The following is a 25188-nucleotide window of genomic DNA, read 5'->3' as shown; positions in this document are numbered from 1 at the left end:
GGTCTGTTCCAGCTGGTCGCTCACAGCCCGGTCTCCGTCGTGGGCGTGCCCGCCTCCCCGGGGCAGTCCCGCTGCTCACCGGGCTGGGAGTCCTGCACGATGCGCACGGTCGGTTCGGCGCCGCGCTCGCCGTCTCCGGTGCTCGCGTAGGCGACGCCACCCGCGATCGCCGCCGCCGAGGCGCCTGCGATGGCGATTCCGGCCAGAGTCCTGATCCGCATGATCCATCCCCTTCCACAGTTTCGTCCCGCTTCGCCGTTATCCGACCAGACGAAGGCGAAAGGCCCGGTAAGCAAAACCGAGGTGAAAGGGCGTTGCTGAGAGGAATCTCAGGATTTGCAGGAGGACCCGGCCGGCTGGATGTCCACTGTGCTTACTGCGCGTCGCGGTTGCCGGCGACATCCGAGTTCCCCGCCACCGGGGTTGGGCGGTGGGGAAGCGGTGACCGTGGTCCAGCCGGGGCGGCGGGAGAACCACCTCGAACGGATGGGCGGCGGCCCCGGTATGTCCGAATCGGACGTCGCGGTCCAGCCAGTGGTGTGGGCCATGTCCTCGGGAAAGCGCCGACCACGGTGCCGCCCCCGCCGCCGAACCAGCCCGGAGCGCACCACCCCGGGCGCGAGCCGAAGGGCACCGTGGGTACCCACCACATGCCCACGGTGCCCCTCGGCTCGGTGCCGGCCCGCGGACCACGTCCCGGAGGTGCCTGCGGAGCCCCGGCCTAGCCGGCGGCGGTGTCCCGCGGCGGCTGGCTGCGGGCCGCGTGCCGGAACAGCAGGGCCGATCCGGCGAAGAGCGCGACGAAGAACCCGTTCAGCAGCACGATCTCGGATGGTCCGCTCCACGGGCGGCCCAGACCGGCGGCGAGCGCGATCACGGCGACCACGGCCTGTGCGGCGGCCGTGGCGAGCAGCGCCCTGGCCATGCCGTGGGGCCGCCGGCGTGCGATGACGGCGCCGATGATCCCGACGGCGAGCACCCCGGCGTACATCAGGTTGGCGCGGTCGCCGTCCTTGCCGATGACGCCGACGCCCAGGCTCAGCCAGACGAGCAGGAACGCCGCCGCGACGGCGACGCCGACGGCGGAGCGGTAGGTGGTGCGGTGTGTCGTCATCGCGTCCTCCGGTGCTGTCGGCCGCCCGGCGGCGGCTCCGGCGTGCCGGCCGCGCCAGGCGGCGTCGGCGGCAACGCCGCGGATCATGCGGGACAGGATGCTGAGCGCGATGCGCCGCTCGCCGGTGCCGTGGGTCCGCTCGTGGGCGAGATGGTCGCGAAGGTCGGCGTCGATCTCCTCGATCCGCCGCTGGGCGATCGGGGTGGGCACGCCCCGCGTGTAAAGCCGTACCCAGCGCGCCACCAGCGCGGCGATGCGCTCCGGTGTCATGTGGGCTCCGGGGCGATGCGAGGGAGCCGTGCCGGCGCCGGGGCGGTGCCGGCTGCACGTGCGTGCTCGGCCGCCTGTGCACCGCGCCTGGTGAGTTCGTACAGTCGCCTGCGCGGGCGTCCCTCGGCCGCGGCCACATCCTCCCACCGGGAGGTGAGCAGGCCGAACTCCTCCAGCCGGCCCAGTGCCTTGTACAGCGTTCCGTGGCTGGTCAGCGACGAGGAGCCGCGCTGCTCCCGCATGAACTGCGCGATCCCGAATCCGTGGAAGCTCTGCCGGCCCGTACGCAGCATCGACAGCGCCACCTCGAGGATCTCGGTCTCGAGGGGCAGGAGGGTTCCGGGCTTGCGGCGCGGCATGCCACCACAATAGGAAGATATCTTCCTATTTGCAACCAGGCGGGGAACGCGCCACTGCCCGCCACCGGGATCCGGCGGCGGGCAGCGGCGGGTCGTTGGTGGGCCTGCGCTGCGCGGAACGGTCACGCCGATCCGCGAAGCGCGCGTCGAGGCCCCGGCGCGAGCGCAGAACTCGCGGGCCTGAACGCAGAACTCGCGGGTCTGAGCGCAGGACTCGCGGGCCTGGGCGCAGGACTCGCGGGCGTCAGGCGGTCAGGCGCAGGCCCGTCTCCGGGTTGAACGTGTGCGCGGAGTCGGTCTCGCGCAGCGTCACCCGGATCGTCTCGCCGAACGACGGCGTCGTGTGCGCCTCGGTGCGGACGATGAAGCGCTCCTGGGAGCCGCCGACGTCGACCCGGCCGTAGACGTAGGCGTCCGAGCCGAGCACCTCGACCAGTTCCACCTTCATCTCCAGCGCGGGCTCGCCCGCGCTCGCCGGGCGCAGGCCCTCGGGCCGGATGCCGACGGTCACCTCGTTGAGGTCCCTGGCCTGCGGACCGGACAGCAGTTCGCGGGCGATCGGCACCGTGAGCCCGTCGAGCTTGGCGCCCTCCGAGGTCAGCGGCACGGTGGTGAGGTTCATCGCGGGCGAGCCGATGAACCCGGCCACGAACACGTTGCCCGGCGCGTCGTAGAGCGCCCTGGGTGTGTCGCACTGTTGCAGCACGCCGTTCTTGAGCACGGCGACGCGGTGGCCCATCGTCATGGCCTCGATCTGGTCGTGTGTGACGTAGACCGTGGTGGTGCCCAGCCGGGTCTGCAGCGCGGTGATGTTGGCGCGCGTCTCCACCCGGAGCTTCGCGTCCAGGTTGGACAGTGGCTCGTCCATGAGGAACACCGCGGGCTCGCGCACGATCGCGCGGCCCATCGCGACGCGCTGCCGCTGCCCGCCGGAGAGTGCCTTGGGCTTGCGGTCTAGGTAGTCGGTGAGGTCGAGCAGCCGCGCGGCCTCCTGTACGCGCGCCGCGATCTCCGACTTGCTGATCCGCTTGATCTTCAGCGCGAAACCCATGTTCTCCGCGACCGTCATGTGCGGGTACAGGGCGTAGGACTGGAACACCATCGCGATGTCGCGGTTCTTCGGCGACACGTCGGTGACGTCGCGCCCGCCGATGGTGATCGCGCCCTCGTCGACGTCCTCGAGGCCGGCGAGCATGCGCAGCGCGGTCGACTTTCCCGAGCCCGACGGGCCCACCAGCACCAGGAACTCGCCGTCGTCGATGTCCAGGTTCAGCTTGTCGACGGCCCGGACCGGGGGACTGCCCGGGAAGATCCGGGACGCTTCGCGGAACGAGACATCGGCCATGATGCGCGGGTCCTTTCACCGGTGCGGGCCACTGGGTCCTGCCCGCCGTGCGCATCTGTCTATCCGATGCCGGGGCACCATGGCTAGACTTAAATAGTCTACTGGACGAACAAAAGGAGCCGATGTGCGGCGTGATGCCCCGGCGAGGCCGGTCCAGCAGCACGAACACAACCTGGCGCTGGTCGCCCGGCTGGCCGCCCGTGCGGGCCCGGTGTCGCGGGCGTGGCTGGCCCAGCAGAGCGGGCTGACGAAGTCGACCGTGACGCAGCTGACCGGTGAGCTGGTCGAGGGCGGCCTGCTGCGGGAGCTGGGTACCGGCCGGGCGGGGGGCCCGGGGCGGCCGGCCACGCTGCTGGAGCTCAACGCGCTCGGCCCGGCCGCGATCGGGCTGCAGGTGGAGGCCGACCACGTCGCCGGATGCCTCACCGACCTCACCGGGCGCGTGCGCGATCGCGCCATCCGCAGGGCCGGCGACCTGCGCGGCGAGCCCGGACTCGCGGTGCGGGCTGCCGAGCCGGTGCTGCGCAGGCTGCTCAACACCGCGCTCAGCACGGACAGCGTCGTGGCCGGGATCGCCGTCGGGCTGCCGGGCCGCGTGTCGCGCACGGGCACGGTGACCTCGGCCGGGCTGGGCTGGCAGGGCACGGACCTCGCCCGCCTGCTGGGGACGCGGCTCGCCGTGCTCGGCGGCTCGGGCATCCCGGTCACGGTGCGCGCCTCGGCCCGGCTCGCGGCGCTCGCCGAGGCCTGGTTCGGCGGCGAGCAGGACGCCGAGGTACTCGTCTGCGTGAGCGGCGAGCAGGGCCTCGGCGCGGGCATCCTCCTCGACGGCACCGTGCTGGAGGGAGCGCGGGGCGCGGCGGGGGACATCGGGCACGTGCGGGTGCGCGCCTCAGGCGGTGAGCCCTGCGAGTGCGGCGCGGCCGGGTGCCTGGACACGGTGGCCGGCCAGACCGCGCTCCTGCGCGCGGCGGGGGTCACCGAACCGGCGCGGTCCCGCCTCGCCGCGGGCGAGGGCCCGCTGCCCGCGCTGGTGCGCGAGGGCGAGCGGCGCGCGGTGACCGCGACGCGCCGCGCGGGCACGGCGCTCGGCGGCGCGCTCGGCGGCCTGGCGTCCGCACTCGACCCGGACGTGATCGTGCTCGGCGGGTATCTCGCCGGGCTCGGCCCGCGCTTCGCCGAGTGGGTCGGTGCCGCGCTCGGTCAACGCTGCCCCGGGTTCGCGCCGAGCGTGCGGGTGCGCCTTTCGCGGCTACCCGCCGACATCGTGGCCAGGGCGGCCGCGGCGACGGTCACCCGCGGTCTCGTCGACGACCCGGCCCGCTGGCTCGCGGAGTGAGGGCAGGCGAGGAGCCGTGCCGCACCGGCCTGCCTACGCTGGTGCGGCACGGCTCGACGGTGAGGCCCTGGGCGTGGCGCGGGTCAGCCGGCGTCGTTGCTGGGCAGGCCGGCGTACTCCTCGATGCGGGTGATGAGGCCGTCCTCGAAGCGGAAGTACACGGCGGCATCGAGCCGGAAGCGTGCTCCGTCCTTCATGACCACGTTCACGACGTGTTGCTGGAGGACCTCGCCGGGCTGGGAGAACTGCCTGGTGATGTCGTAGCGCATCGACTGGATGGGATCGACCTGGGCTTTCATGCCGGAGATGTTCTCCTGGATCGTCGATTCGCCCTTACCGTCGTTGTGCCAGACCATGGCCTTCTCGGAGCACATCGCTTGCGCATCGGCCCATTCCCTGTTCTCCAGGTGGCGGAGGTAGGCGATCGCCTTGTTCCTGAGGTCGGTGCTCATGGGTTGCTTCCTTCCGTGCGCGGTGAGTGGTGCCGGGTACCGGGTGCGCTCACGTGCCGGTGTAGACGAGAGCGCGTTCTCCCGCCTCGACTCGCATGGGCAGGTGGTTGCCGGGCGGCGAGAGCGGACAGGTGAAGACGGCCGGGGCCAGGTGGTGGTGCGACAGCGTTGCCTGGTTGAAGTCGACCGTCAGGGTGTTGCCGGGCTCCAGGAGGGGCAGCACCAGCCAACGGCCGATGCCGGGTGTCTCGGTTCCGTTGGTTTCGTCGGTGAAGACCACGAGCCGCTGACCCGGCATGTCTTCGAGGACCGACAACACGTAGTCGGTGCCGTCGATGGTGACGGCGAGATCGACGGGCGCCAGGATGGCTTCCGTGCTGCGGGGCGTCGTCAGGCGGCCCACTTCGATCCGGCGACCCTCTGGAGCCGCTCGATACTCGCCCTCGAAGACCCAGTCCGGGTCGTAGGGGAAGGTGTCGATGCCGGTGAGGCCCGACCGGGCGAGGGCCTCGTGGTCCATGACGACCACGCCGTAGAACCCGCCCGCGCCGCCCGCGAAGCCCACGCGTCCCCCGGGGAGTCCGAGAGTGCTGCCGGAGGGCACCTCGGCTGTTCCGTCCACCGTTTCGCCGTTGACCGTCACGCCGTCGGCGGCCGTGGCCGACACGGTCAAGGTACCCGCCTCGGTGACCTGCCACTGTCCGGGAACACCGGGGATGGCGACGGGATCCCGGCCGGCCACCCTGCCGTTGGCGACGACCTTGGCCTTGCCGTGCGGGCCTGCGATCTCCTCCCATCTGGCCTCGCGCCACGCCTCGTACTCGGCGGGCACGGTGTTCGCCGTCTGCGGGCGGGAGGAAACGGCATCGGTGTCCATGAGATGTCCTGCTTTCGCTGTCGCGGTGCGCACGGGCGTGCAGCCGTTGCGGATGTGGTTGCGGGATGGAGCTCAGCTGCGGCGTGCGGCCCACACGGTGCGTTCGGTGCGCACCGCGAGGTCGTCGCGCCGCAGGATGCTGTGCGGGCCGTTCGTGTCGAGCAGCTGATCCAGCGCCGTGCGATCCTCGCCCCCCGGTGCGGCAGGTGCTCGGCGTGGCGACGCTCGCTCGCGGAGTGGCAGCGCCGCTCCGGACCGGGGCGGAATTGTGAACAGCCCGCCAGGGACGAGCACGGCGCGCACCTGGCGCAGGACGCGGTCGGGATCGGTCATGTGGCGCAGGGATGCCGACGGCCACACTTGGTCCGGCTCGCCGAGTTCCGGCCAGGTCGCATCGAGGTCGGCCTGGACGGTGCGCACGCGGTCGGCCACGGCGCGTCCGTGGGCCCTCTCCCGCAGGCGACGCAGCAGGCGCGTCGAGGAGTCGACGGCGGCGACGGCGAGGACCTCCGCGTCGAGCTCGAGGATCTCGGCCTGGCAGTCCGCGTCGGTTCCGCTCCCGTGCCCCTGTGGGTGGTGGTGGCCGGGAAGGCCGTGGTCCTGGGCAGTGGGTGTCACGCCAACGACCGTAGGTGCCCCATGCGCTACATGCACGAAGTCTTGCGCAATAGGCAAGGCGGGGGCTGCTCGGGCTGCCGGCCGCGCAAGCGAGCCGGACGCCCGGCCGTCAGGGCCGGTCCGGGTCGGTGTGGTGCCCGCGGCGGGCCTCGCGGTCGAAGATGCCCAGGATTTCGCACGGGCCGCCGGCGGTGCCGATCGCGTGCGGGAGCATGGTCGGGAACTCGGCGGCCTGGTTGGTCTCCACGCGGAAGCGGCGGTGCCCCAGCATCAGGACGGCGGTACCCGAGAGGACGACGAGCCACTCCCGGCCGGGATGTGCGCGCATGCTGGCGGGATTGTCCGGTGGCGGGCTCGTCATGCGCTGGCGCATCACGGTCATTCCGGGCTCCGCCTTGATCGGCCACCGCAGCACACCGTGGGTGCCATCGATCATCGGACTGATGACCACATCGTCGGTGTCGGTCTCGACCAGCTGATCGAGAGAGGTGTCCAGGGCCCGGGCCAAGGTGACGAGCTGGTCGAGGGCAAGGCGGCGCTGGCCGTTCTCGATGCGGCTGAGTGACGACGGGCTCAGCCTTGCGCGGGTGGCCAGCTCCTCCAGCGACCAGCCCTGCGCGACCCGGAGTGCACGGATGCGTTTGCGTACCAGGCCGTCCAGCCCGCCATCGTCTTGCGTCATAGGCACGATCATATGTCAATGCCGCAAACCTTGCCTACCATCGTGGCGTAGCGCCCTGCACGCGAAGAAGGAGTAACCCGTCATGCCGGGGACCAGCACGGACCCACGACCGGAGGACACCGTCGACGCCGTGGTGATCGGCGGTGGCGCAGCAGGACTGAACGGCGCACTCATGCTGGCCCGCTCACGCCGCTCGGTCGTCGTGATCGACAGCGGCAGTCCCCGCAACGCCCCAGCCGCGGGAGTGCACGGCCTGCTCGGCATGGACGGCACGCCGCCCGCGGAGCTGCTGCGCCGAGGCAGGGAGGAGGTGCGCCGCTACGGCGGCCAGGTCGTGACCGGCGACGTGGTCTCCGCCATGCCTGCCGCGCCGTCCTCCGACGGCGACCCGCGCTTCACCATCACCCGGGCCGACGGCGATGTGGTGACGGCGCGCCGGGTGCTGGTCGCCACCGGACTGCGTGACGTCCTGCCCGACGTCCCCGGCCTGACCCCGCACTGGGGCCGCGGCGTGGTCCACTGCCCGTACTGCCACGGGTGGGAGGTCCGGGACGAACCGATCGGTGTGCTGGCCGTGGGTCCGGCCTCGGTCCACCACGCACTGCTGTTCCGCCAGCTGACCGAGGACCTGGTCTACTTCACCCGCGGCACCGATCTGGACCAGGCCACCCGCGCCGGGTTCACCGCCCGCGGCATTCGCGTCATCGACACCCCGGTCGCCGAGGTCCGGTCCGGCCGGACGGGGATCACCGGCGTGCTGCTGACCGACGGGCAGGTCGTGCCGCGCCGTGTCCTCGCCGTCGTCACCACGACGAGGGCACGCGCGGACGGGCTCGACGGCCTGCGGCTGCCGATGGAGGACCTGCCGGGCGGCATGGGCCGCCGCTTCGTCAGCGGCATGGCTGGCACGACCGGCGTGCCGGGGGTATGGGTGGCGGGAAACGCCACCGACCTGACCGCGCAGGTCGGCGCCTCCGCCGCGGCCGGAGCACTCGCGGGCGCCCACATGAACGCCGACCTCGCCACCGCGGACACCGCCGCGGCCCTCGCTGCCGCGTCCGGCCGCTACGTCCGGTCGAGCAGCGTGAGGTAGGCGTCCAGCTGGGCGGCGCCGGCGAGCAGGTCGCGGCTGCGGGCGGCCAGCCGGTCCTGCCAGGAGTCGAGGAACGCGCTCAGCGCGTCGGCGCCGCCCGCCTCGCGCAGCGACTCGAGAAACCGCGCGACCTGGTGCAGCAGGTACCCGCCCCGGCGCAGCTGCCGCGCGATCTCGGCGTCGCGCACACCTTCCGGTCCGTACTCGCGGTACCCCGTCGCCCGGTTGCGTTCGGGGCGCAGGATCCCCGCGGTCTCCCAGGTGCGCAGCGTCGCCGGATGCACACCGAGACGCCGCGCCAGCTCGCCCACGGTCAATGGCCGCCCGCCGACCGGCCTGGGTGCCGTGGTGGACAGGGCGCCCAGGGAGGCCGCGACCTCCGTGCGGGTGTCGCGTTCGGCGAGCAGCGCGACGTGTGCGGCGTCGATGAGCCGGTAGGCGGAGTCGCTGTCGCCCCGGTTGACCGCGCGCATGATCTCCATCGCCTGCTGGTGTCCGTGGCCGCGGCGCAGCGCGAGGAAGGCGCGCAGGGCCTGCGCGTGCAGGGGCGTGTAGCGGCGGTAGCCGCTCGCGCTGCGTTCGGCCGCCGGGAGGACGTCCGCGTCCTCGTAGTTGCGCACCGCCTGTGCGGACAACGCGTGTTCCCGGGCCAGGTCGATGGGTCGCAGCGCGTGCCTCCGGTTGAAGCTTGTGTCGTTTCTCTGCAGGTAGACGCTAGCGAAGTTTCACCCGATTCTTCAACGATACTGTCGATGGCATTCCGCTTTCGTTCTGGAGGATGCCCATGCCCACCGCCGCATCACTGCGTCCCATCGGCCGCCCGCTCGACGACCCTGCCGCCGTGGGCCGCGCCCTCGACGAGCTGCTCGCCGCGCGGGCCGAGCCGCCCGCCGTGCTCGCGCTCGGCGAACCGGCCCACGGGATCGCGGCGTTTCCGTTGCTGCGCAACGAACTGCTCGGTCATCTCGTCGAGCGCGGCTACCGGTCCATCGTGCTGGAAACCGATGTGTTCGCCGCGTCCATTGTCGACGACTACGTGGCCGGTGCGGCGGCGGATGTCGAGACCGTGCTCGCGACCGGGTTCAGCCACGGGTTCGGCGCCGTGCCGGGCAACCGCGAGCTCGTCGAATGGCTTCGCGCGCACAACGCCGGCCGTGCGCCGCGGGACCGGGTCCGCTTCTACGGCTTCGACGCGCCGGTGGAGTTCTCCGCGGCGCCGAGCCCGCGGCGCTCGCTGTTCGCGGTCATCGACCACCTGCCCGCGGCGCTGCGGCCCGGTTCGGCCCGCGACCTCGACGCGCTGCTCGGCGAGGACGCGGACTGGACGAACGAGGCTGCCATGTTCGACCCGGCGGCATCGGTCGGTGACTCCGACCGGGCCCGCGCCCTGCGCGTCGTCGCCGACGATCTCGCCAGCGGCCTGCGCCGTGCTGCCCCCGCCCTGCGAGCGGCCGACCCGGACGGCTACGCCCACGCCGCCGCGCACGCCCGCACGGCGCCGGGCCTGCTGCGCTACCACGCGGCCATGGCCGGCCCCGGACCCGACCGCATCGCGGCCATGCTCAGCCTGCGCGCCGAGATGATGGCGGAGAACCTGCTGGCGATCGTCGGTCAGGAGCGGCGACGCGGGCCGAGCCTGGTGTTCGCGCACAACGTGCTGCTGCGGCGGGCGCCGTCCACCACCGCGGCCGATGAGCAACAGCCGAGCTGGGACAGCGCCGGCGCGCTCGCCGCGCTCACCCTCGGCGAGCGCTACGTGGCCGTGGCGACCGACGCCAACCCGGACAGCGACCCGGACACACTCCAGGGGTTGCTGGCCGAGGCGACCAGCCGGCGTGCGCTCTTCCCGGCGCCGGCCCTGCGCGCCGCGCTCGACCCGTCGATCGGCGCGGGGCAGCCGATCGTGGCCGGCCACCTCCCGCTGACACCGGCGGATCTCGCCGGTGTCGACGCGGTCGTCTTCGTCGCCGACACCGACGGCACCCAGACCCGGTACTGGTGACGGCGTTCGCCGCGGCCACGCGAATCAGGTGACCAGGTCGGGAGCGAACTGGGCGAGCGCGGCCTGGCGTCCCGCCTCGATCGCGTCGGGAGCGCCGCCAGCGTTCTCGGCCGCGGTCGCCCACGCGCTGACGGCGTGCTGGGAGAACTTCTGGACGTCCTCGGAGTTCTCCCACGCCGTCAGGTCGTCGGGGGCGTCGCCACGCAGGAAGTTCTCCAGTCCCAGGAACGGGATGTCCCAGCCGGGACCCACGTACAACGCGCCCGCGACGCTGCCCGCGATCTCGAGCGGCACCGTGTGCTCCAGTTCGAGCACCGTGTCGTCGTTCTCGTCGGCGGCCAGCCGCACCTCGACGACGCTCACCTCGCCGCCGTAGGTCAGCCGGAGCAGGCTCGGCCGCTCGCACGCGAGAATCTCGCCGCTGGCGTTGTTCTCGACCTCGAACTGCCCGCCCACCTTCAGCTCGCCGCTCACGGGAGCGAACCACCGCCTGAGCCTGCCGGGGTCGGTGATGGCCTCCCACACGTCGTCGACACGCGCGTCGTAGCGCCGCCGCAGCAGCACGCTGACCAGTTCGCCCCCGGTGTCGTCCGGTCTTTGCTTGACCTCACGGGCCACGGCCTTCAGCTGGGTGGCTATGTCGATCATGACGTGCCCTCGCTTTCCTTCGTCAGCCGCCGCTCGCGTTTGCCCCGCGCGAGTTCGGTGGCCAAGGCGTCCAGATGCTGGTTCCACAGCCCGCGGAAGCGGTCCAGCCACAGGTCGACCTCCTGCAGGGCCGTGGTGTCCACCGCGTAGAGCCGCCTGGTGCCCTCGGCGCGGACGGTGGCGAACCCGTTGTCCCGCAACACCCTCAGATGCTGGGAGACCGCGGGCTGGGAAATACCGAACTCGTCCTGGATGATCGCGGTCACGGCGCCGGAGGACTGCTCGCCGTCGGCCAGCAGTTCCAGGATCCGGCGCCGCACCGGGTCACCGAGGACGTCGAACGCGTGCACACCCGCCATTGTTATAGGCGTCACTTATATAAGTCAAGACTGAGTATTTAACCGGGCGGCCATGTCATCGCCCGGCCCGCCAGCACGTGGCAGTGCACGTGGAACACGGTCTGCGCCGCGTCGGCGCCGGTGTTGAATACCAGCCGGTACCCGGAGCCGTCCACGCCGTCGGCCTTGGCCACGTCACCGGCGGCCGCCAGCACGGTACCGGCCAGCGCGGGGTCGGCGGCGGCCATGGCGGCGGCGTCGGGGTAGTGCTCCTTGGGGATCACGAGCACGTGGGTCGGCGCCTGGGGGTTGATGTCCCGGAAGGCGAGCACGGTCTCCGTCTCGTGCACCACGGTGGCCGGGACCGAGCGGTCCACGACGCGGCAGAACAGGCACTCGGCACTCATCGGGGTCACTGTAGACGGTCGGGCCCCGCGTCGCCGAGAGCCGGGAAGGCGAGCCGGAACGTCGTCCCCGCGCCGGGCGCCGTCGACAACTCGGCGCGGCCGCCGTGGGCCAGCACGAGCGACCGCACGATGGCCAGTCCCAGCCCGGCGCCGGTGCCGCCGTTCCTGCTGCGGGACGCATCGACCCGGTAGAAGCGGTCGAAAACGCGCTCGGCGTCCTCCGGCGCGAGGCCGGGGCCCGCGTCGGCGATCTCGAACACGGCCTCACCGGCCACGGTGCCGACGCCGATCCGCGCGGGCGTGCCCGGCGGGGTGTGCGCGGCGACGTTGCCCACCAGGTTCACCACCACCTGCCGCAGCCTCGCCTCATCGCCGAGCATGGGTGCGGCGGTGGCGTGCGGCTCGTCGCCGGGGCCGGTCAGCCGCACCGGCCGCGAGGCGTCCAGCGCCCGCAGGTCGTGTGCCGCGTCCGCCGCCAGCGTGCGCAGGTCCGTCGGGCCGGTCTCCAGGGGCGGCCCGTCGTGGGCCGCCGGGTTGTCGAGCCGGGCGAGCAGCAACAGGTCCTCGGTGAGCGTGGCGAGCTGGCCAGGCCGGTGCGCGAGGCCGCGAGTTCTGGGAGAACTCCCAGAAACGCTCAGCGACTTCTCAGTCACCACCCCGATCGAGTAAATGAAACCCCCGTTTCAGTGAGCCTGGCGATAGGCCTCGGTCACCTCGGAGGGAATGCGTCCCCTGTCGTTAATCTCGAAACCGTTCTCGCGGGCCCAGGCGCGAATCGCCTGATTCTGCTGGCGTTCGGCCGACGACGAACGGGCCGGAGCCTGACCGTTGGCGCGCTTGCCCGCGGCACGCTTGCGGCCTCCTGCGCGGCGGGCGTGCTCGATATACTGCGCGAGCGCGTCACGCAGTTCTTCGGCATTCTCCGTGGACAGGTCGATCTCGTAGCTGATGCCGTCCAGGCCGAACTCGATGGTCTCGTCGGCCTCGGAACCGTCCAGGTCATCCACGAGGGAGACAAGAACCTGCTGAGCCACCAGTTCCTCCTGTTATTGGGGTTGACTCCCACAAATGTGAGTATCCAGGTTATCCGGAAGTGTAGCGGATACCTGTGCTCGAAGAAAACGGCGCCGTTTGAAAAAGTGCTCGGAAAACTTCTGGCGGCGTTATCGCCTATTCGAAGGCGTGGCCGCTGGATCGGATCTAGCGGCGTCTCGCGCGGATCTCGCGCCTGCTGGGTGTGAGCACCGCACGCGAGAATCGGGCCGGGCAGCCCGGCAGCGACGGCGTGGCCGCGCTGCGCGTGGCCACGATCATCGGCAGCACGCGCGAGGGCCGGGTCGGGGAGTCCGTCGGCCGGTGGTTCGCCGAGCAGGCGGGCCGCCGTGCCGACGTGGAGCTCACCGTGCTGGATCTGGCCGACTTCGTGTTCCCGGCGCGGCTGCCGGAGGTGGCGACCCGCGAGATGGACGCCTTCGCCGAGCAGATCGGCCGGGCCGAGGCCTTCGTCGTGGTCACACCGGAGTACAACCGCAGCTTCCCGGCCTCGCTCAAGCAGGCGATCGACTGCGCCTACGACGAGTGGCACGGCAAGCCGGCCGGTTTCGTGTCGTACGGCTGCCGCTCCTCGGGGCTCTACGCCGTGGAGCAGCTGCGCGCGGTCTTCACGGAGCTGCACGTGGTGACCATGCGCGACACGGTCAGCTTCAACCTGTTGGACGGCGGCGTGGACGACGCGGGACGGCCACCGGACGACGGGGAGCCCGCGCGGGCGCTGACGGCGATGCTCGACCAGCTCGTCTGGTGGGGCCGCGCGCTGCGGGCGGCCCGCGCGGCGGTGCCCTACATCAGCTGAGAGAAGAAAAGGGGAAACCATGAACCAACACGCGACCGGGGTGGCGATCGAGACCCACGGCCTGGTCAAGACGTTCGGCAGGACCAGGGCGGTCGACGGCGTCGATCTGACCGTGCCCGCGGGCACGGTCTACGGGGTGCTCGGCCCCAACGGCGCCGGCAAGACCACCGCCGTGCGGATGCTGGCCACGCTGCTGCGGCCCGACGCGGGCGAGGCCAGGGTGTTCGGGCACGACGTGCTGCGGGAGGCGGACGCCGTGCGCGGCAGGGTCAGCCTGACCGGCCAGTACGCCTCGATCGACGAGGACCTGACCGGCGCCGAGAACCTGGTGCTGCTGTCGAGGCTGCTCGGCCACGGCAAGGCATCGGCGAGGAGACGCGCGGCCCAGCTGCTGGAGGCGTTCGGACTCACCGAGGCCGCCGAACGCCAGGTGAAGAACTACTCCGGCGGCATGCGCAGGCGCATCGACATCGCCGCCAGCATCATCAAGACCCCCGACCTGCTGTTCCTCGACGAACCGACCACGGGGCTCGACCCGCGCAGCCGCAACCAGGTGTGGGAGATCGTGCGGATCATCGTCGCCCAGGGCACGACGGTGCTGCTCACCACGCAGTACCTCGACGAGGCCGACCAGCTCGCCTCGCGCATCGCCGTGATCGACCACGGCAAGGTGATCGCCGAGGGCACGCCAGGCCAGCTCAAGTCGTCGGTCGGCGCGGGCTCGGTGCACGTGCGGCTGCGCGACGCCGCGCAGCGGCCCGAGGCCGAGCGGCTGCTGGCCCGCGCCCTCGGCGCCACCGTGCAGCTCGACCCCGACCCGGTGGGGCTCACGGCACGGATCTCCGGCGCCGAGACCGGATCCGGGGCGGCCGAGCACGCCTCCCGCGCGCTCGCCGAGCTCGCGCGTTCGGGCATCACCGTGGACAACTTCTCGCTCGGCCAGCCGAGCCTGGACGAGGTGTTCCTCGCCCTCACCGACCACACCACCACGACCACGAAGGAGGCGGCGGCATGACGACGACCGCGACCACATCGGAACAGGACGTCACGGCCGCGTACGTGCCGACGGCCGAGGGCCTCAGCGCGGTGCTGGCGGCCGGGGAGCAGCCGCCGCGGCCCAGCGCCCTCTCGGCGTCGATGACGTTCGGCTGGCGGGCGATGCTCAAGATCAAGCACGTGCCGGAGCAGCTGTTCGACGTCACCGCGTTCCCGGTGATCATGACGCTGATGTTCACGTACCTCTTCGGCGGTGCGCTCGCCGGTTCGCCCGGCGACTACCTGCAGTACCTGCTGCCGGGCATCCTGGTGATGAGCGTCGTCATGATCACGATGTACACCGGGATCGGTGTGAACACCGACATCGAGAAGGGCGTGTTCGACCGGTTCCGCACGCTGCCGATCTGGCGGCCCTCGGCGCTGGTGGGCGCGCTGCTCGGCGACGGGCTGCGCTACACCATCGCCTCGACGGTGATCCTCGTGCTGGGGCTGATCCTCGGGTTCCGGCCCGCGGGTGGCCTGGGTGGCGTGCTCGCCGCGGTGCTGCTGCTGGTCGTGTTCTCGTTCGCGTTCTCCTGGATCTGGACGATGTTCGGGCTGCTGCTGCGCTCCGAGCGTTCGGTGATGGGCGTGAGCATGCTGGTGCTGTTTCCGATGACGTTCCTCAGCAACGTGTTCGTGGACCCGAGGACGATGCCGGGCTGGCTGCAGGGCTTCGTCGACGTCAACCCGATCGCTCACCTGGTGGCCTCGGTGCGCGGGCTGATGGAGGGCCGCTGGGACGGCGGCGAGATCACGTGGACGCTGGTGTCGGCGGCGGTGCTGCTCGCGGTGTTCGGCACGCTCACCATGCGGCTCTACAACCGCAAGTAGCCGGTTGGTCTGTCCTGAGTGGACGTCTCGCCGGGGAGACCACTCAGGACAGTCGCCAGGAGACCGTGCCGTCCGGGTCGTAGCGGCAGTGTGTGCCGGTGGAGACGGTCGCCCGCAGATGCGCGGACAGCTGGGGGTGGCGATCGTCGAGCTTGCGCAGGGTGTCGCGGATCCGGGCGGTCACGGTCTTGCGGGCCCGCTCCGCCTCGTCGCCGAGGCGGCGCGGGCGCCCGCCCAGCCCCGCCGCCGCGCGTAGCTCGTGCAGCAGGGCGGCCCGTTCCCGGTCGAGTTGCGCGGCGCGGTCGTCGGCGCCGCGCTCGGTCGCGGCGTCGATCTGCTCGTCCAGCTCGGTCAGCCTCCGCTTATACCGCGACCTCGCCTCCTCGTCGAGCACGTCGTCGCCGCCCAGCCGCCGCGCGGCCACCACCAGCTCACCGCCCGCCGGGTCGAGCAGCGACACCGCGGGGATGTCGGCGCCGGGGCGGCTCAGCAGCGTGTGCAGGTCGCGCAGGCCCTTCGCGTCGGGCATGTGCACGGTCTCGCCGTTCAAGCTCAACCGCCACGTCCCGCCGGTGAACCGGAACTCTCCGGCGGGCTCGCGGTCCGTCGCGTCCACATCGGACGCCGGGGACGCCGGGGCCGGGGAGGCCAGATGCCGCAGCCCGAGCGTGTCCGCCTCCCGCTGCACCTCCCTCAGCAGGCCCGCCGCCCGGTCGTCGTCACCGGGCCCGCCCCGGGCGAGCAGGGCATCGGCCAGGCCGGACCGGGCCTCGACCGCCCACGGCCGCGCGCGCATCGCGTCGGCCGATCGGGCGGCCTCGGTGAAGCCCTCCACCGCGCTGTCCCAGCGCTGCTGCGCGGCGTCGAGCCTGGCCAGCCAGTACAGCACCGGACCGCCGAGGTCGAAGCCGAACATCGACACCAGGTACTGGCCGCGGTACGGGGCCAGTTCGGCTCGCGCCCGCTCACACAGTTCCGGATCCCGCGACACGGCGGCCGTCTGGGCGAGGAAGCGCAGCCAGAGCGGGCGCGTCCGGATCGAGAACCGCTGGGCGGCGTCCGGAGTCTCGGCGAGGTAGCGCAGCGCGGGGGCCGGGTCGCCGGTGGCCAGCGCGGTGATGGCCTGCACGACGCGCAGCCGTCCATGGTCCGTCTCGCTCAGCGAGGGGTAGAGCTGCTCCACCTCGTCGAGGCGGCCCTGTGCGTACAGGTGCTGCCAGCGCATGTGGTACAGCATCGACGCGAAGTGGACGTGCTCGCTGTCCTCCAGCGTCGCCAGCACCTTGGCGAACAGCGCGTCCGCCTCGGCGAAGCGGCCGGTGAATCCGGCGATGATGCACTCGTCGACCGTCGCGCCGAGCTTCATCCGTGTGTCGACACCCTGGTCGGCCAGCGTCACGAAGGTGTCGAGCTGGGCGAGATAGCCGGGGTCGCCGCGTTCGAGCAGTGCGACCCAGCGCAGCGAGGCCGCGTACTGCTCCATCTCCAGGTCTCCGGTGCGGCGGCCGACGGCGGCGAGCTCGTCGGTGAGCGCGAGCCGCCGCTCGGCGGTGCCCGGCCCCCAGATCGTGTCGTGGATCGTCCAGAGGATGAAGCCGAGCGCCTCGTCGTCGCCGCCCCGCCGCGCGAGCTGCTCCAGCTGGATGGCCAGCTCGGTGGCCAGCTGTTCGATCGGGGTGTCCCGCTCGGCGGGCTCGTCGCGCACCAGGCGTGCGTGTGCCTCTCTCAGCAGCGGCTCCCGGGCCGGGTGACCGGTGTGGTGCCCCAGCCGGTAGCCGGTGAGCGCGACCCGGGCGAGCAGCGCCGGATCGGCGTGCTCCCGGCAGAACGCCGCCGCCTCGTCCAGCAGCCGCCAGGCCTCCTCGGTGTCGCCGGCGTGGGCGAGTTCCGAGCACAGCTCCCCGACGAGTGTGATCCTGCGGTGGGCTTCGGCGGGCCCGGCCAGCTCGAGGCCCCGGCGGAAATGGCCGACGGCCTCGTCGAACGCCATGCGGGACGCGGCGCTGCGCCCGGCGGCCAGCAGCAGGTCGATGCGGTGGCCGAGCTCGACCTCGTCGCCGGCGAGGAAGGCGTGCCGGGCGAGGTCGCCGGGGAAGAGGCGTTCGGCGAGGGCGGGGGAGCGTCGCATGGCCGTGACGATGGCCGCGTGGCGGGCGCGCAACTGGGTGTCGTCGAGTGATTCGTGCAGCGACTCCCGCACCAGGTCGTGGGCGAAGGCGAACACGCCGCCACCCTTGGCCGTCACCAGCCGGGCGGCGATCGCGCGGTCGAGCAGCCGGTCCACCTGGGCCACCGGGGCGGCGACGGCGGCGGCGAGGACCTGCCGATGGAACTCGCTGCCGAGCACGGACGCCGCGGTGAGCAGCTGGGCGACCGGCGCGGGCAGCAGCGAGAGCCGGTGCCGCACGGCGTCGCGCACGCCGGGTGCGATGGCGGTGACCGAGCCGCCGCTGTGCCACAGCCGGGCGGTCTGCTCGACGAAGAACGGGTTGCCGCCCGTGCGCCGGTGCACCTCGGCGACCAGCTCCGGGTCGGGTTCGTGGCCGACGGTGCGGGCCATGAGGGCGGCGATGTCGTCGCGGTCGAGCCCGGTCAGCGTCACCGTGGTCGCCTTCGCGACCAGCGACAGGATCAGCGGGCCGAGTGCGTGGCCGGTGTCCTCGACCTCCACGTCCCGGTAGGCGCCGATCAGCAGGAGCCGCTCGAACCAGGTGTGGCGCGCGGCGAACTCCAGCAGGCGCAGCGACGCGGTGTCGGCCCAGTGCAGGTCGTCCAGCACCACCACGACGGGCCTGCTCTGGGAGACGGACACGAGCGCGCTGGTCACGGCGTCGTGGAGGGCGAACGAGTCGCTGGTGTCCTGCCGGGGCGCCTCGCCGAGCAGCACGGCGAGGCCGTCGCCGCCTGCCTGCTCGGCGGCCGACCACTCCTCGGGCGTGGCCGTCCGGCGCAGCGCGCGCAGCACCTGGACCCACGGCCAGTAGCCGGGTGCGCTCCCGGAGTCCCAGCAGGCGCCCGCCAGTACCAGGGCACCGTGGCGCCGTGCCTCGTCGGCGGCGCCGGCGACCAGGGTGGTCTTGCCGATCCCGGCCTCCCCGGTCACCAGGACGAGGCCGCCGTGGCTGTCGGCGGCCCTGGCGACCTCGGCACGCAGCGTCGACGCGGGATGGTCCCGGCCGATGAGGGCGGCGGCAGGCGTTCCGGTGGTCATGACGTCCCCGACATTAGCGACTCGGACCCCGGACGTGCCGGATCTTTACGCGCTGCGCAGAAACCGGTCCAGCACCCTGGTGCCGAAGCGCAGCGCGTCCACGGGCACGCGCTCGTCGACCCCGTGGAAGAGGGCCGAGAAGTCCAGGTCGGCGGGCAGGCGCAGGGGAGCGAAGCCGAAGTTGCGGATGCCCAGCCGCTGGAACGCCTTGGCGTCGGTGCCGCCGGAGAGCATGTAGGGCAGGGTGCGGGCGCCGGGGTCCTCGGCGGTGATGGCCGCCGTCATGGCGTCCACCAGCGCGCCGTCGAACGTCGTCTCGACCGGCGGCAGCTCCATCCACTCGCGCTCGATGTCGGGACCGAGCAGCTCGGCCAGCTCGCGGTCGAAGGCCTCCAGCCTTCCGGGCAGGATGCGGCAGTCCACGGCAGCCTCGGCGGTGGAGGGGATGACGTTGGACTTGTAGCCCGCGGTGAGCATCGTGGGGTTGGCCGTGTCGCGCAGGGTGGCGCCGATCATGCGGGAGATGTTGCCGAGCTTGGCGACGGCGCCCTCCAGGTCGTCCTCGGGGAAGTCCCAGCCGGTGATCTCGGTGACGCCGGCGAGGAACTCGCGGACGGAGTCGGTGAGCACCAGCGGGAACCGGTGGTTGCCCAGCCTGGCGACCGCCTCCGACAGCTTGGTGACCGCGTTGTCACGGTGGATCATGGAGCCGTGACCGGCGGTGCCGCGCACGCGCAGCTTCATCCAGCGGATGCCCTTCTCGGCGGTCTCCACCAGGTAGGCGCGGACGTTGTCCCGCAGCGTGATCGAGAAGCCGCCCACCTCGCTGACGGCCTCGGTGGCGCCCTCGAACAGCTCGGGCCGGTTGTCGACGAGCCACTGCGCGCCGAACTTGCCGCCCGCCTCCTCGTCGGCGACGAAGGCGAAGATGATGTCGCGGGGCGGGACGACGCCGTGGCGTTTGTAGTGCCGGGCCAGTGCCAGCGTCATGCCGACCATGTCCTTCATGTCGACCGCCCCGCGGCCCCAGACGTAGCCGTCCTGGACCGCCCCGGAGAACGGGTGCACCGACCACTCGGAGGCGTCCGCGGGCACGACGTCGAGGTGCCCGTGCACGAGCAGCGCGCCCCGGCTCGGGTCGGCGCCGGCCAGCCGGGCGACGACGTTGTGCCGGTTGCGCCCGCCGGACTCGACGTAGGAGATCTCGTAGCCGACCTCGGTGAGCTTCTCGGCCACGTACTCGGCGGCCTCCCGCTCGCCGACCAGGGTCTCCGGGTCGCCGGTGTTGGTGGTGTCGATGCGGATCAGCTCGCTGGTCAGGGTCACTGCCTCGTCGGCGGCTGCATCGATCAGGTTCGGTTCGGTCACCCGCTATTCCTATCATTGGTGCAGGTGAAACGTATGAGGCTGGCGCGCCGGGACCCCCGGTGTGCGCATCCGGAGGCGTCCGCTACTCTGTTCCGCAGCAAGTCCGAGTGGCGGAATGGCAGACGCGCTAGCTTGAGGTGCTAGTGCCCGTAAAGGGCGTGGGGGTTCAAGTCCCCCCTCGGACACAGTTTCGTGGCATCCCTGCTACATCTAGCGTATCTGTGCTTGAACGCACTCGACCACGTGGCCGTCGCGAGTAGGCGACGGCTGGGTGTCGTGTTGCGGTGGTCGTCATGAGCGGCGCTGTGATATCGCCGGTGACGATGTCGCGCACCGTGCCGACGTCCGAGGGCCGGGCGGTTGGAGGTCGGTCTGGCGCGGCGGTGCCTCGCCGGGGGTTGCCGTTGCCGAGCGTTCCGACGCGGCGGTCGAGCGGCGTGGTGTATGGGCTGTCGACGGTCGACGCCCGGGGTCGGCTGGCCGAGCGCGTTGTCGTGCGCTCGCTGGGTTGGGGGCCGGGCACACGGCTGGACATCCGGGAACGCGGCGGCGTGCTGATCGTGCGCGCCGAGGCGCGCGGCCGCTACTACGGGCAATGACCCTGCGCTGGACGGGATGGTGCTGGTGCTGCAGAACACCACGTGGGAGGTGACCGGCAAACGCTACTACTCGCACGGTGGGCAGACGGTCGCTGTCCGCACCGCTGGCGAGGGTGTGTCGCTGCTGATCGGGGACCATCAGGGCACCTCCTCGGTCGCGGTCGATGCCGCGAACCTGGAGGTCAGCACCCGCCGCCGGGACCCTTTCGGGCAGCCGCGGGGTGAGCAACCGCAGTCCTGGCCGGACGACAAGGGCTTCGTCGGGGGTACGAAGGATGACACGGGGCTGACCCATCTGGGCGCACGGGAGTACGACCCGGAAACCGGTCGGTTCATCTCTGTGGACCCGGTTCTCGATACCGCGGAACCACAGCAGATGAACGGGTACGCCTACGGCAACAACTCGCCGGCGACCAACAGCGATCCCAACGGTCTGTACTACAAAACCGTCACGGTCACCAAGCAAGTCGCGCGAACGACCGGGAGCGTCCGGCCGCCTGTGTAAGTGATCGTGGCGGTCATGGGGCGGGGATCCGCCCTTCGAAATAGATGGTGAACGCTTGCAGTACTTGTTTCCAGCCCGATGTTCGGATGCCGATGTTCGGCGTGCGGTAGTCCTCGAGGTTGCGGACGGCGAGGTAGAGCACCTTCAGCGCGGCCTGCTCGGACGGGAACTGGCCACGGTTGCGGGTGACCTTCCGCAGTCGGGCATTGAGCGACTCGATCAGATTCGTCGTATAGATCGCCCGCCTGACCTCGGGCGGGAACGCCAGGAATGGCGTGAACTCCTGCCAGTGGGTTCGCCACAGCCGCACGATCGCCGGGTAGCGGGCCTCCCACTGCTCGGCGAAGGCCTCCAGCGCGGCGGCGGCCGCGGCCTCGTCGCTGGCGGTGTAGATCGCCTTGAGGTCCTTGGCCAACGCCGGCCAGTACTTGCGAGACGCGTAGCGCAGCGAGGCGCGGATCAGGTGCACCACGCACAACTGCACGGTCACCTGGGGCCACACGGTGGTCGCCGCTTCCGGCAGCCCGGATAGCCCGTCGCAGCACAGGATGCACACGTCCCGCACCCCGCGGTTACGCAACTCCGCGAGCACCGACATCCAGAACTTCGCCGACTCACCGGTGGAGGCACCCACCCACATGCCCAGCACCTGCTTGGCGCCCTCGCAGTCGATCCCGATGGCCAGGTAGACCGGCCGGTTCGCGACGACGCCGTCGCGGATCTTGACCATCAGGGCGTCGATGAACACCACCGGAAACACCGCATCCAGCGCGCGACTGCCATTCGGTGAGTTCGTCGACGATGGCGTCGGTGACTCGGCTGATCAGATCCGGGCTGACCTCCACCCCGTAGATCTCCCGCAGGTGGGCCCGGATGTCGCGGGTGGTCATCCCGCGCGCGTAGAGGGCGATGATCCGGTCGTTGAACCCGTCCAGGCGGGTCTGGCCCTTGCGCACGATCTTCGGTTCGAAGCTGCCCCGCCGGTCTCGCGGCACCTGCAGGTCGACCGCGCCGGCCTCGGTCAGCAGCCTCTTCCCCGTGGCGCCGTTGCGGGAGTTGCCAGACCCGCGACCGGCCGGGTCGTGCTTCTCGTAGCCCAGGTGCTCGGTGAGCTCCTCGCCCAGGGCCCGCTCCAGCACGGCCTTGGTCACCTGGGACAGCAGGCCGTCCGGGCCGAGCAATTCGACCCCTTCGGCTTCGGCCTTCGCCAGCAGCTGATCAGCCAGCACACCGTCGATCAGCGACTCTTCCGCAGCCGGTCGAGCAGCCCTGCCCGCCGGCACTGAATCGGAATTCGTCATCACGTGGTCCCTTCCCGAACCGCTTCCGCAGTTCAGAGTCGAGCCACGTCACTTACACAGCCGGTAGGACACGCCCACCGACCGGCAACGCGCTGGCCGCCGCCGAGATCGCGGGCTGGCTGGAAGAGCGCTACAAGCTGGTGCGGCCCTGAGCTGATCGCGAATCTCGCTGAGAGCGCGACGGAACGACCGCATCGCAGGTACTGCAGAAGCACGGAGCAGTTCGGCGCCGAACGCGCTGGTGAAGGTCGTGTCATCGGTGTGCGTGCTGGGTTGGGTTCGTGATCGTGAATGTGGGCAGCGTGAGCGCGGAGTGCTCCGGTCGTCCCTGCGCCGCAGGCATGTCGCTGAGTTTGCGCAGTCTGTCGTTGCGTTGCTCCAGCGCCGCGACCGTGGTGGGGAAAAGGGTGGCGCCGCCCTCGCCGACCAGTCCCTGGTTCGCGGCCACGAACTCGCGCGTGTCGCGTTCATAGGCGGCGAAGCCCTCAGCGTGGTCGGCGTCGGCAAGGGAACCGGCGAGCATGTACGCGCCGACAAGCGCGAGGCTGGTGCCCTGTCCGGTGAGGAACGAGGGCGCGTACGCGGCGTCACCCGCCAGCGCGACCCTGCCGCGGTGCCAGCGGGGCATGCGGATCTGGCTGACCGCGTCGAAGAACACGTCGTCCGCCTCGCGCATCGCGGCGAGTATCCCGGGGACCTCCCATCCGGCGTCGGCGAAGACCGCGGCGACGAGATCGCGTTGGGCGCCAGGATCCGGGAACGCGTCGAACGGCGGCTCTGGCCGCGCGAAGTTCAGGAAGGCGTGCAGCTCGTCGCCGTGCCCTGTGGCGTAGAGCGCGGCGGCCCTGCCCGGTGTGTTCCACATGACGGTCTCGTGGGAGAGCCCGAAGGTGTTGCGCATGGTGAACACGGCGAAGCAATAGCCGAGGTAGCGATGGAACTGCTCTTCGGGGCCGAACACCATGTCCCGGGTACGTGAGTGCATACCGTCCGCGCCGAGGACCAGGTCGAACGTGCGGCTGCCGCCCCCGTGGAAGGTGACGTCGACCCCGTCGCCGGACTGGTCGAGGGTGTGGATGGAGTCGTCGAACACAAACTCCACGTCGTCTCGGATGGCCGTGTAGAGGGCGTCGGCGAGATCTCCGCGTCGCACTTCCAGGTCCCGGCCCGCAACACCGCCGGTGACCGTGTGAGGGTGGATCGAGGCCACCTGGCTGCCGTCCCCGCGGAGGAAGGTCAGCCGGCGTAGGTCGATGTGCGCGTCCCGCAGCCGGGACAGCAGCCCCATCCTCCGGAGGACCTCGAGCGCGGTGCCGCGCACGTCGACGGGGTAGCCGCCGCTGCGGGGCGCGCTCGCCTTCTCCACCACCGTGACCGCGTATCCGTAGCGGGTGAGCCAGAACGCGAGGACCGGACCCGCGATGCTGGCCCCCGACACCAGGACGGTGCGCCTCGGCACCGCGGGGAGGCTTGCGTGATCGGTGCGGGTCATTCCCTGACTCCTTTGCCCATGGTGCGAGTGACTAGCAGGGACAGTGCCGTGACCGCCCCGGCGAGGACGAAGCCGACGACAAAGGCCGATTCGGCCGGAACGTCCGACCCGGAAGGGGTGCCCGCGGTGAGGATCGCGCCGCTGACCTGCACGCCCACGGCGAAACCGAGCACGCGTGTGACGAGGACCAGGCTGGTGGCGATGCCGGTGTCGCCCTGGTCGACGGAGGTGGCGGTGCTGGTCACCATCGCCGTGATGCACAAACCGTTGGCCAGTGCGACGAGCGCCTTGCCGACGATGAGGTGCCAGACCTCGGTGTGCACGGCGGCCAGGCCGATCAGCGAGAAGGCCATCAGGACGATCCCGGCGGTGACTACGGCACGGGAGCCGAGGCGCCGTACCCCGATACCACCGATCGGCCCGGCCACCGACGCGGCCACCACCCCGGGGAGCAGGAACAAGCCGATCTGGGTGGCGGTGGCCCCGAACCCGTACTCGTCGGCGGGTACCGCGAACAGTTGCGGGACGAGGAAGACCGCCCCCGAGGTCCCGACGCAGATGACGAACGTGAGCACGCACGACTTCCACACCGCGGGGCGTGCCAGCATGCGCAGATCGACCATTGGCGAGGCCGCGCGACGCTCGACGGCTATCCATCCGGTCACGAAGGCGGCCAGCAGCACGACGGCGACCCCGAGCACCAGTGGTTGCGAGGCGATGTCGGGTGCCAGCGCCAGCACGAGCATGAGCGTGACCAGCGTCCCGCTCAGCAACACGAGACCGGGCCAGTCGATTCCGGCATCGTCGGGGCGGCCCGGCGAGTCGTGCGGCATCAGCCGGTTCACCAGCAGGGTCGCCCCGATGACGACGATCGTGGGCAGCGCGAACATCCAGTGCCGGGACAGCGCCTCGGCCACGGGCCCTGCGGAGAGCGTTCCCACCATCCCGCCCCCGACGAACAGGCCGCTGACGACACCGATGGCCACCTTCGACTCACCGGGGGGGCAGGTGTTTGCGCACGAGGATGAACGACAGTGGCAGGGCGCCCACCATCGCGCCCTGCAGCACCTGGCCGCACAGCAGCACCGGCAGGTTGGGAGCCAGCGCGGACACCAGGCCACCGGCGCAGACCACCGCCATCAGCCGGATCAGGACTCGCTTGCCGCCGTAGCGGTCGCCGAACTTGCCGGCGATCGGAGTGATGAGCGCGCCGGTGACGAGCAACACGATGCTGAGCAGCGCACCTTCGGCAGGGCTCATGTCCAGCTCACGTTGCAGGAGCGGCAGCGTCGGCGTCACCACCGATTCCAGGGCGCCGGTGGCGACCGCCAGTATGCCGAGGGCCCCGATAGCGGCCTTGCCGACGGAGATCGGGGGATGCGGAGTTGTGGTCATGAATGTCCTCTTTGACATTGCGGGGCGGGTGGGGTGTCGGCCGTACGTGTCG

Annotated in this window: 27 protein-coding genes, 1 tRNA gene and 1 pseudogene; 9 read left to right on the top strand and 20 right to left on the bottom strand. The window is 71.5% G+C overall.

The features are described 5' to 3' along the window. Positions 1–20: 20 nt before the first annotated feature. The 4 genes from BAY60_RS30830 to BAY60_RS30815 form a co-directional block, all read right to left on the bottom strand. Positions 21–221, bottom strand: coding sequence for a hypothetical protein (locus BAY60_RS30830; RefSeq protein WP_112284927.1), 201 nt, complete (start codon positions 219–221; stop codon positions 21–23). A 500-nt stretch (positions 222–721) separates the two neighbouring features. Further along, entirely contained in the window at positions 722–1384 is a 663-nt protein-coding gene (locus tag BAY60_RS30825) for a hypothetical protein (protein WP_112284926.1), read from the bottom strand. Beyond that, positions 1381–1743 (bottom strand): PadR family transcriptional regulator, encoded by a 363-nt coding sequence (locus BAY60_RS30820; RefSeq protein ID WP_245992891.1) that lies wholly within the window; start codon positions 1741–1743, stop codon positions 1381–1383. The genes BAY60_RS30825 and BAY60_RS30820 overlap by 4 nt, the downstream gene beginning before the upstream one ends. Before the next feature lie 244 nt (positions 1744–1987). Continuing rightward, positions 1988–3088: an ABC transporter ATP-binding protein gene (locus BAY60_RS30815; protein ID WP_112284925.1), complete on the bottom strand. Its 1101-nt coding sequence runs from the start codon at positions 3086–3088 to the stop codon at positions 1988–1990. A gap of 124 nt (positions 3089–3212) precedes the next feature. Between BAY60_RS30815 and BAY60_RS30810 the strand changes: the two genes are divergently transcribed. Then, positions 3213–4427 (top strand): ROK family protein, encoded by a 1215-nt coding sequence (locus BAY60_RS30810; protein ID WP_112284924.1) that lies wholly within the window; start codon positions 3213–3215, stop codon positions 4425–4427. A gap of 83 nt (positions 4428–4510) precedes the next feature. Here the strand turns inward: BAY60_RS30810 and BAY60_RS30805 are convergent, their stop codons facing one another. The 4 genes from BAY60_RS30805 to BAY60_RS30790 form a co-directional block, all read right to left on the bottom strand. Then, a complete protein-coding gene (locus tag BAY60_RS30805) occupies positions 4511–4879 on the bottom strand; it encodes a nuclear transport factor 2 family protein (RefSeq protein ID WP_112284923.1) in 369 nt (122 codons plus the stop codon). 49 nt (positions 4880–4928) lie between these two features. Then, the gene (locus BAY60_RS30800) at positions 4929–5756 is read right to left on the bottom strand and encodes a DUF1684 domain-containing protein (RefSeq protein ID WP_112284922.1); all 828 of its coding nucleotides are present in this window, start codon (positions 5754–5756) and stop codon (positions 4929–4931) included. A 72-nt stretch (positions 5757–5828) separates the two neighbouring features. Continuing rightward, positions 5829–6374 (bottom strand): methyltransferase domain-containing protein, encoded by a 546-nt coding sequence (locus tag BAY60_RS30795; protein WP_211330529.1) that lies wholly within the window; start codon positions 6372–6374, stop codon positions 5829–5831. Between the two features lie 109 nt (positions 6375–6483). After that, the gene (locus tag BAY60_RS30790; RefSeq protein ID WP_170160626.1) at positions 6484–7056 is read right to left on the bottom strand and encodes a helix-turn-helix domain-containing protein; all 573 of its coding nucleotides are present in this window, start codon (positions 7054–7056) and stop codon (positions 6484–6486) included. Between the two features lie 82 nt (positions 7057–7138). Here BAY60_RS30790 and BAY60_RS30785 point away from each other — a divergent pair, with 82 nt between their 5' ends. Continuing rightward, on the top strand, positions 7139–8149 hold the full coding sequence (locus tag BAY60_RS30785; protein WP_112284921.1) for an NAD(P)/FAD-dependent oxidoreductase: 1011 nt from the start codon (positions 7139–7141) through the stop codon (positions 8147–8149). Here the strand turns inward: BAY60_RS30785 and BAY60_RS30780 are convergent. Beyond that, complete coding sequence (locus tag BAY60_RS30780) at positions 8122–8817, bottom strand: MerR family transcriptional regulator (protein WP_112284920.1); 696 nt, start codon at positions 8815–8817, stop codon at positions 8122–8124. The two genes, BAY60_RS30785 and BAY60_RS30780, sit on opposite strands and share 28 nt — an antisense overlap. 116 nt (positions 8818–8933) lie before the next feature. Between BAY60_RS30780 and BAY60_RS30775 the strand changes: the two genes are divergently transcribed. Next, positions 8934–10151, top strand: a complete 1218-nt coding sequence (locus tag BAY60_RS30775) for an erythromycin esterase family protein (RefSeq protein ID WP_112284919.1) — start codon at positions 8934–8936, stop codon at positions 10149–10151. A gap of 24 nt (positions 10152–10175) precedes the next feature. Here BAY60_RS30775 and BAY60_RS30770 read toward each other — a convergent pair whose 3' ends face one another. From BAY60_RS30770 to BAY60_RS30750, 5 genes are read right to left on the bottom strand one after another with little or no spacing between them, the layout of a single operon-like run. Further along, positions 10176–10799, bottom strand: coding sequence for an SRPBCC family protein (locus tag BAY60_RS30770; RefSeq protein ID WP_112284918.1), 624 nt, complete (start codon positions 10797–10799; stop codon positions 10176–10178). Then, positions 10796–11149 (bottom strand): ArsR/SmtB family transcription factor, encoded by a 354-nt coding sequence (locus BAY60_RS30765; RefSeq protein ID WP_211330528.1) that lies wholly within the window; start codon positions 11147–11149, stop codon positions 10796–10798. Before BAY60_RS30765 ends, BAY60_RS30770 begins: the two co-directional genes overlap by 4 nt. 47 nt (positions 11150–11196) lie before the next feature. Continuing rightward, positions 11197–11544 carry a histidine triad nucleotide-binding protein gene (locus BAY60_RS30760; RefSeq protein ID WP_112284916.1) on the bottom strand — a complete coding sequence of 116 codons (348 nt, stop codon included), beginning with the start codon at positions 11542–11544 and terminating at the stop codon, positions 11197–11199. Positions 11545–11549: 5 nt separating this feature from the next. After that, a complete protein-coding gene (locus BAY60_RS30755; protein WP_245992889.1) occupies positions 11550–12197 on the bottom strand; it encodes a sensor histidine kinase in 648 nt (215 codons plus the stop codon). 30 nt (positions 12198–12227) lie between these two features. After that, positions 12228–12578 carry a histone-like nucleoid-structuring protein Lsr2 gene (locus BAY60_RS30750; RefSeq protein WP_112284914.1) on the bottom strand — a complete coding sequence of 117 codons (351 nt, stop codon included), beginning with the start codon at positions 12576–12578 and terminating at the stop codon, positions 12228–12230. Positions 12579–12781: 203 nt separating this feature from the next. Here BAY60_RS30750 and BAY60_RS30745 point away from each other — a divergent pair, with 203 nt between their 5' ends. Genes BAY60_RS30745 through BAY60_RS30735 form a run of 3 tightly spaced genes read left to right on the top strand, consistent with a single transcriptional unit; the run spans position 12782 to position 15265 of the window. Then, entirely contained in the window at positions 12782–13396 is a 615-nt protein-coding gene (locus tag BAY60_RS30745; protein WP_245992888.1) for an NADPH-dependent FMN reductase, read from the top strand. A 19-nt stretch (positions 13397–13415) separates the two neighbouring features. Next, positions 13416–14411, top strand: a complete 996-nt coding sequence (locus BAY60_RS30740) for an ATP-binding cassette domain-containing protein (protein ID WP_112284913.1) — start codon at positions 13416–13418, stop codon at positions 14409–14411. Continuing rightward, positions 14408–15265: an ABC transporter permease gene (locus tag BAY60_RS30735; protein ID WP_112284912.1), complete on the top strand. Its 858-nt coding sequence runs from the start codon at positions 14408–14410 to the stop codon at positions 15263–15265. Before BAY60_RS30740 ends, BAY60_RS30735 begins: the two co-directional genes overlap by 4 nt. Positions 15266–15308: 43 nt before the next feature. Here BAY60_RS30735 and BAY60_RS30730 read toward each other — a convergent pair whose 3' ends face one another. Continuing rightward, complete coding sequence (locus tag BAY60_RS30730) at positions 15309–18476, bottom strand: ATP-binding protein (RefSeq protein WP_112284911.1); 3168 nt, start codon at positions 18474–18476, stop codon at positions 15309–15311. A 45-nt stretch (positions 18477–18521) separates the two neighbouring features. After that, positions 18522–19844, bottom strand: a complete 1323-nt coding sequence (locus BAY60_RS30725) for a M20/M25/M40 family metallo-hydrolase (protein ID WP_112284910.1) — start codon at positions 19842–19844, stop codon at positions 18522–18524. A gap of 101 nt (positions 19845–19945) precedes the next feature. On the opposite strand from BAY60_RS30725, the gene BAY60_RS30720 reads away from it, so the two are divergent. The 3 genes from BAY60_RS30720 (at position 19946) to BAY60_RS30715 (ending at position 20948) form a co-directional block, all read left to right on the top strand. Beyond that, a tRNA-Leu gene (locus BAY60_RS30720) sits at positions 19946–20029 on the top strand. Between the two features lie 252 nt (positions 20030–20281). Then, positions 20282–20443, top strand: coding sequence for a hypothetical protein (locus tag BAY60_RS37400; protein WP_170160625.1), 162 nt, complete (start codon positions 20282–20284; stop codon positions 20441–20443). A 16-nt stretch (positions 20444–20459) separates the two neighbouring features. Next, positions 20460–20948, top strand: coding sequence for an RHS repeat-associated core domain-containing protein (locus tag BAY60_RS30715; protein ID WP_112284909.1), 489 nt, complete (start codon positions 20460–20462; stop codon positions 20946–20948). A 13-nt stretch (positions 20949–20961) separates the two neighbouring features. Here BAY60_RS30715 and BAY60_RS30710 read toward each other — a convergent pair. The 4 genes and pseudogenes from BAY60_RS30710 to BAY60_RS37655 form a co-directional block, all read right to left on the bottom strand. Continuing rightward, positions 20962–22249 (bottom strand): annotated as a pseudogene (locus BAY60_RS30710) (IS256 family transposase). 253 nt (positions 22250–22502) lie between these two features. Further along, positions 22503–23741 carry an FAD-dependent monooxygenase gene (locus BAY60_RS30705; protein ID WP_112284908.1) on the bottom strand — a complete coding sequence of 413 codons (1239 nt, stop codon included), beginning with the start codon at positions 23739–23741 and terminating at the stop codon, positions 22503–22505. After that, complete coding sequence (locus tag BAY60_RS30700; RefSeq protein ID WP_211330527.1) at positions 23738–24727, bottom strand: MFS transporter; 990 nt, start codon at positions 24725–24727, stop codon at positions 23738–23740. The genes BAY60_RS30705 and BAY60_RS30700 overlap by 4 nt, the downstream gene beginning before the upstream one ends. A gap of 7 nt (positions 24728–24734) precedes the next feature. Continuing rightward, positions 24735–25136 (bottom strand): MFS transporter, encoded by a 402-nt coding sequence (locus tag BAY60_RS37655; protein ID WP_211330526.1) that lies wholly within the window; start codon positions 25134–25136, stop codon positions 24735–24737. Positions 25137–25188 lie beyond the last annotated feature (52 nt).

This window comes from Prauserella muralis (assembly GCF_003202285.1).
GTDB lineage: Bacteria > Actinomycetota > Actinomycetes > Mycobacteriales > Pseudonocardiaceae > Prauserella_B > Prauserella_B muralis.
Note: the sequence above shows the minus strand (reverse complement) of the source record. Positions and strands in the feature narration are given on the sequence as shown.

Excerpts from the sequence above, each read along its gene's own strand:
- BAY60_RS30715 (WP_112284909.1), top strand. The coding sequence starts at position 20,460 with ATGGTGCTGGTGCTGCAGAACACCACGTGGGAGGTGACCGGCAAACGC.
- BAY60_RS30785 (WP_112284921.1), top strand. The coding sequence starts at position 7,139 with ATGCCGGGGACCAGCACGGACCCACGACCGGAGGACACCGTCGACGCC.
- BAY60_RS30760 (WP_112284916.1), bottom strand. The coding sequence starts at position 11,544 with ATGAGTGCCGAGTGCCTGTTCTGCCGCGTCGTGGACCGCTCGGTCCCG.
- BAY60_RS30805 (WP_112284923.1), bottom strand. The coding sequence starts at position 4,879 with ATGAGCACCGACCTCAGGAACAAGGCGATCGCCTACCTCCGCCACCTG.
- BAY60_RS30820 (WP_245992891.1), bottom strand. The coding sequence starts at position 1,743 with ATGCCGCGCCGCAAGCCCGGAACCCTCCTGCCCCTCGAGACCGAGATC.
- BAY60_RS30800 (WP_112284922.1), bottom strand. The coding sequence starts at position 5,756 with ATGGACACCGATGCCGTTTCCTCCCGCCCGCAGACGGCGAACACCGTG.
- BAY60_RS30730 (WP_112284911.1), bottom strand. The coding sequence starts at position 18,476 with ATGACCACCGGAACGCCTGCCGCCGCCCTCATCGGCCGGGACCATCCC.
- BAY60_RS30740 (WP_112284913.1), top strand. The coding sequence starts at position 13,416 with ATGAACCAACACGCGACCGGGGTGGCGATCGAGACCCACGGCCTGGTC.
- BAY60_RS30735 (WP_112284912.1), top strand. The coding sequence starts at position 14,408 with ATGACGACGACCGCGACCACATCGGAACAGGACGTCACGGCCGCGTAC.
- BAY60_RS30770 (WP_112284918.1), bottom strand. The coding sequence starts at position 10,799 with ATGATCGACATAGCCACCCAGCTGAAGGCCGTGGCCCGTGAGGTCAAG.
- BAY60_RS30790 (WP_170160626.1), bottom strand. The coding sequence starts at position 7,056 with ATGACGCAAGACGATGGCGGGCTGGACGGCCTGGTACGCAAACGCATC.
- BAY60_RS30825 (WP_112284926.1), bottom strand. The coding sequence starts at position 1,384 with ATGACACCGGAGCGCATCGCCGCGCTGGTGGCGCGCTGGGTACGGCTT.
- BAY60_RS30815 (WP_112284925.1), bottom strand. The coding sequence starts at position 3,088 with ATGGCCGATGTCTCGTTCCGCGAAGCGTCCCGGATCTTCCCGGGCAGT.
- BAY60_RS30830 (WP_112284927.1), bottom strand. The coding sequence starts at position 221 with ATGCGGATCAGGACTCTGGCCGGAATCGCCATCGCAGGCGCCTCGGCG.
- BAY60_RS37655 (WP_211330526.1), bottom strand. The coding sequence starts at position 25,136 with ATGACCACAACTCCGCATCCCCCGATCTCCGTCGGCAAGGCCGCTATC.
- BAY60_RS30775 (WP_112284919.1), top strand. The coding sequence starts at position 8,934 with ATGCCCACCGCCGCATCACTGCGTCCCATCGGCCGCCCGCTCGACGAC.
- BAY60_RS30705 (WP_112284908.1), bottom strand. The coding sequence starts at position 23,741 with ATGACCCGCACCGATCACGCAAGCCTCCCCGCGGTGCCGAGGCGCACC.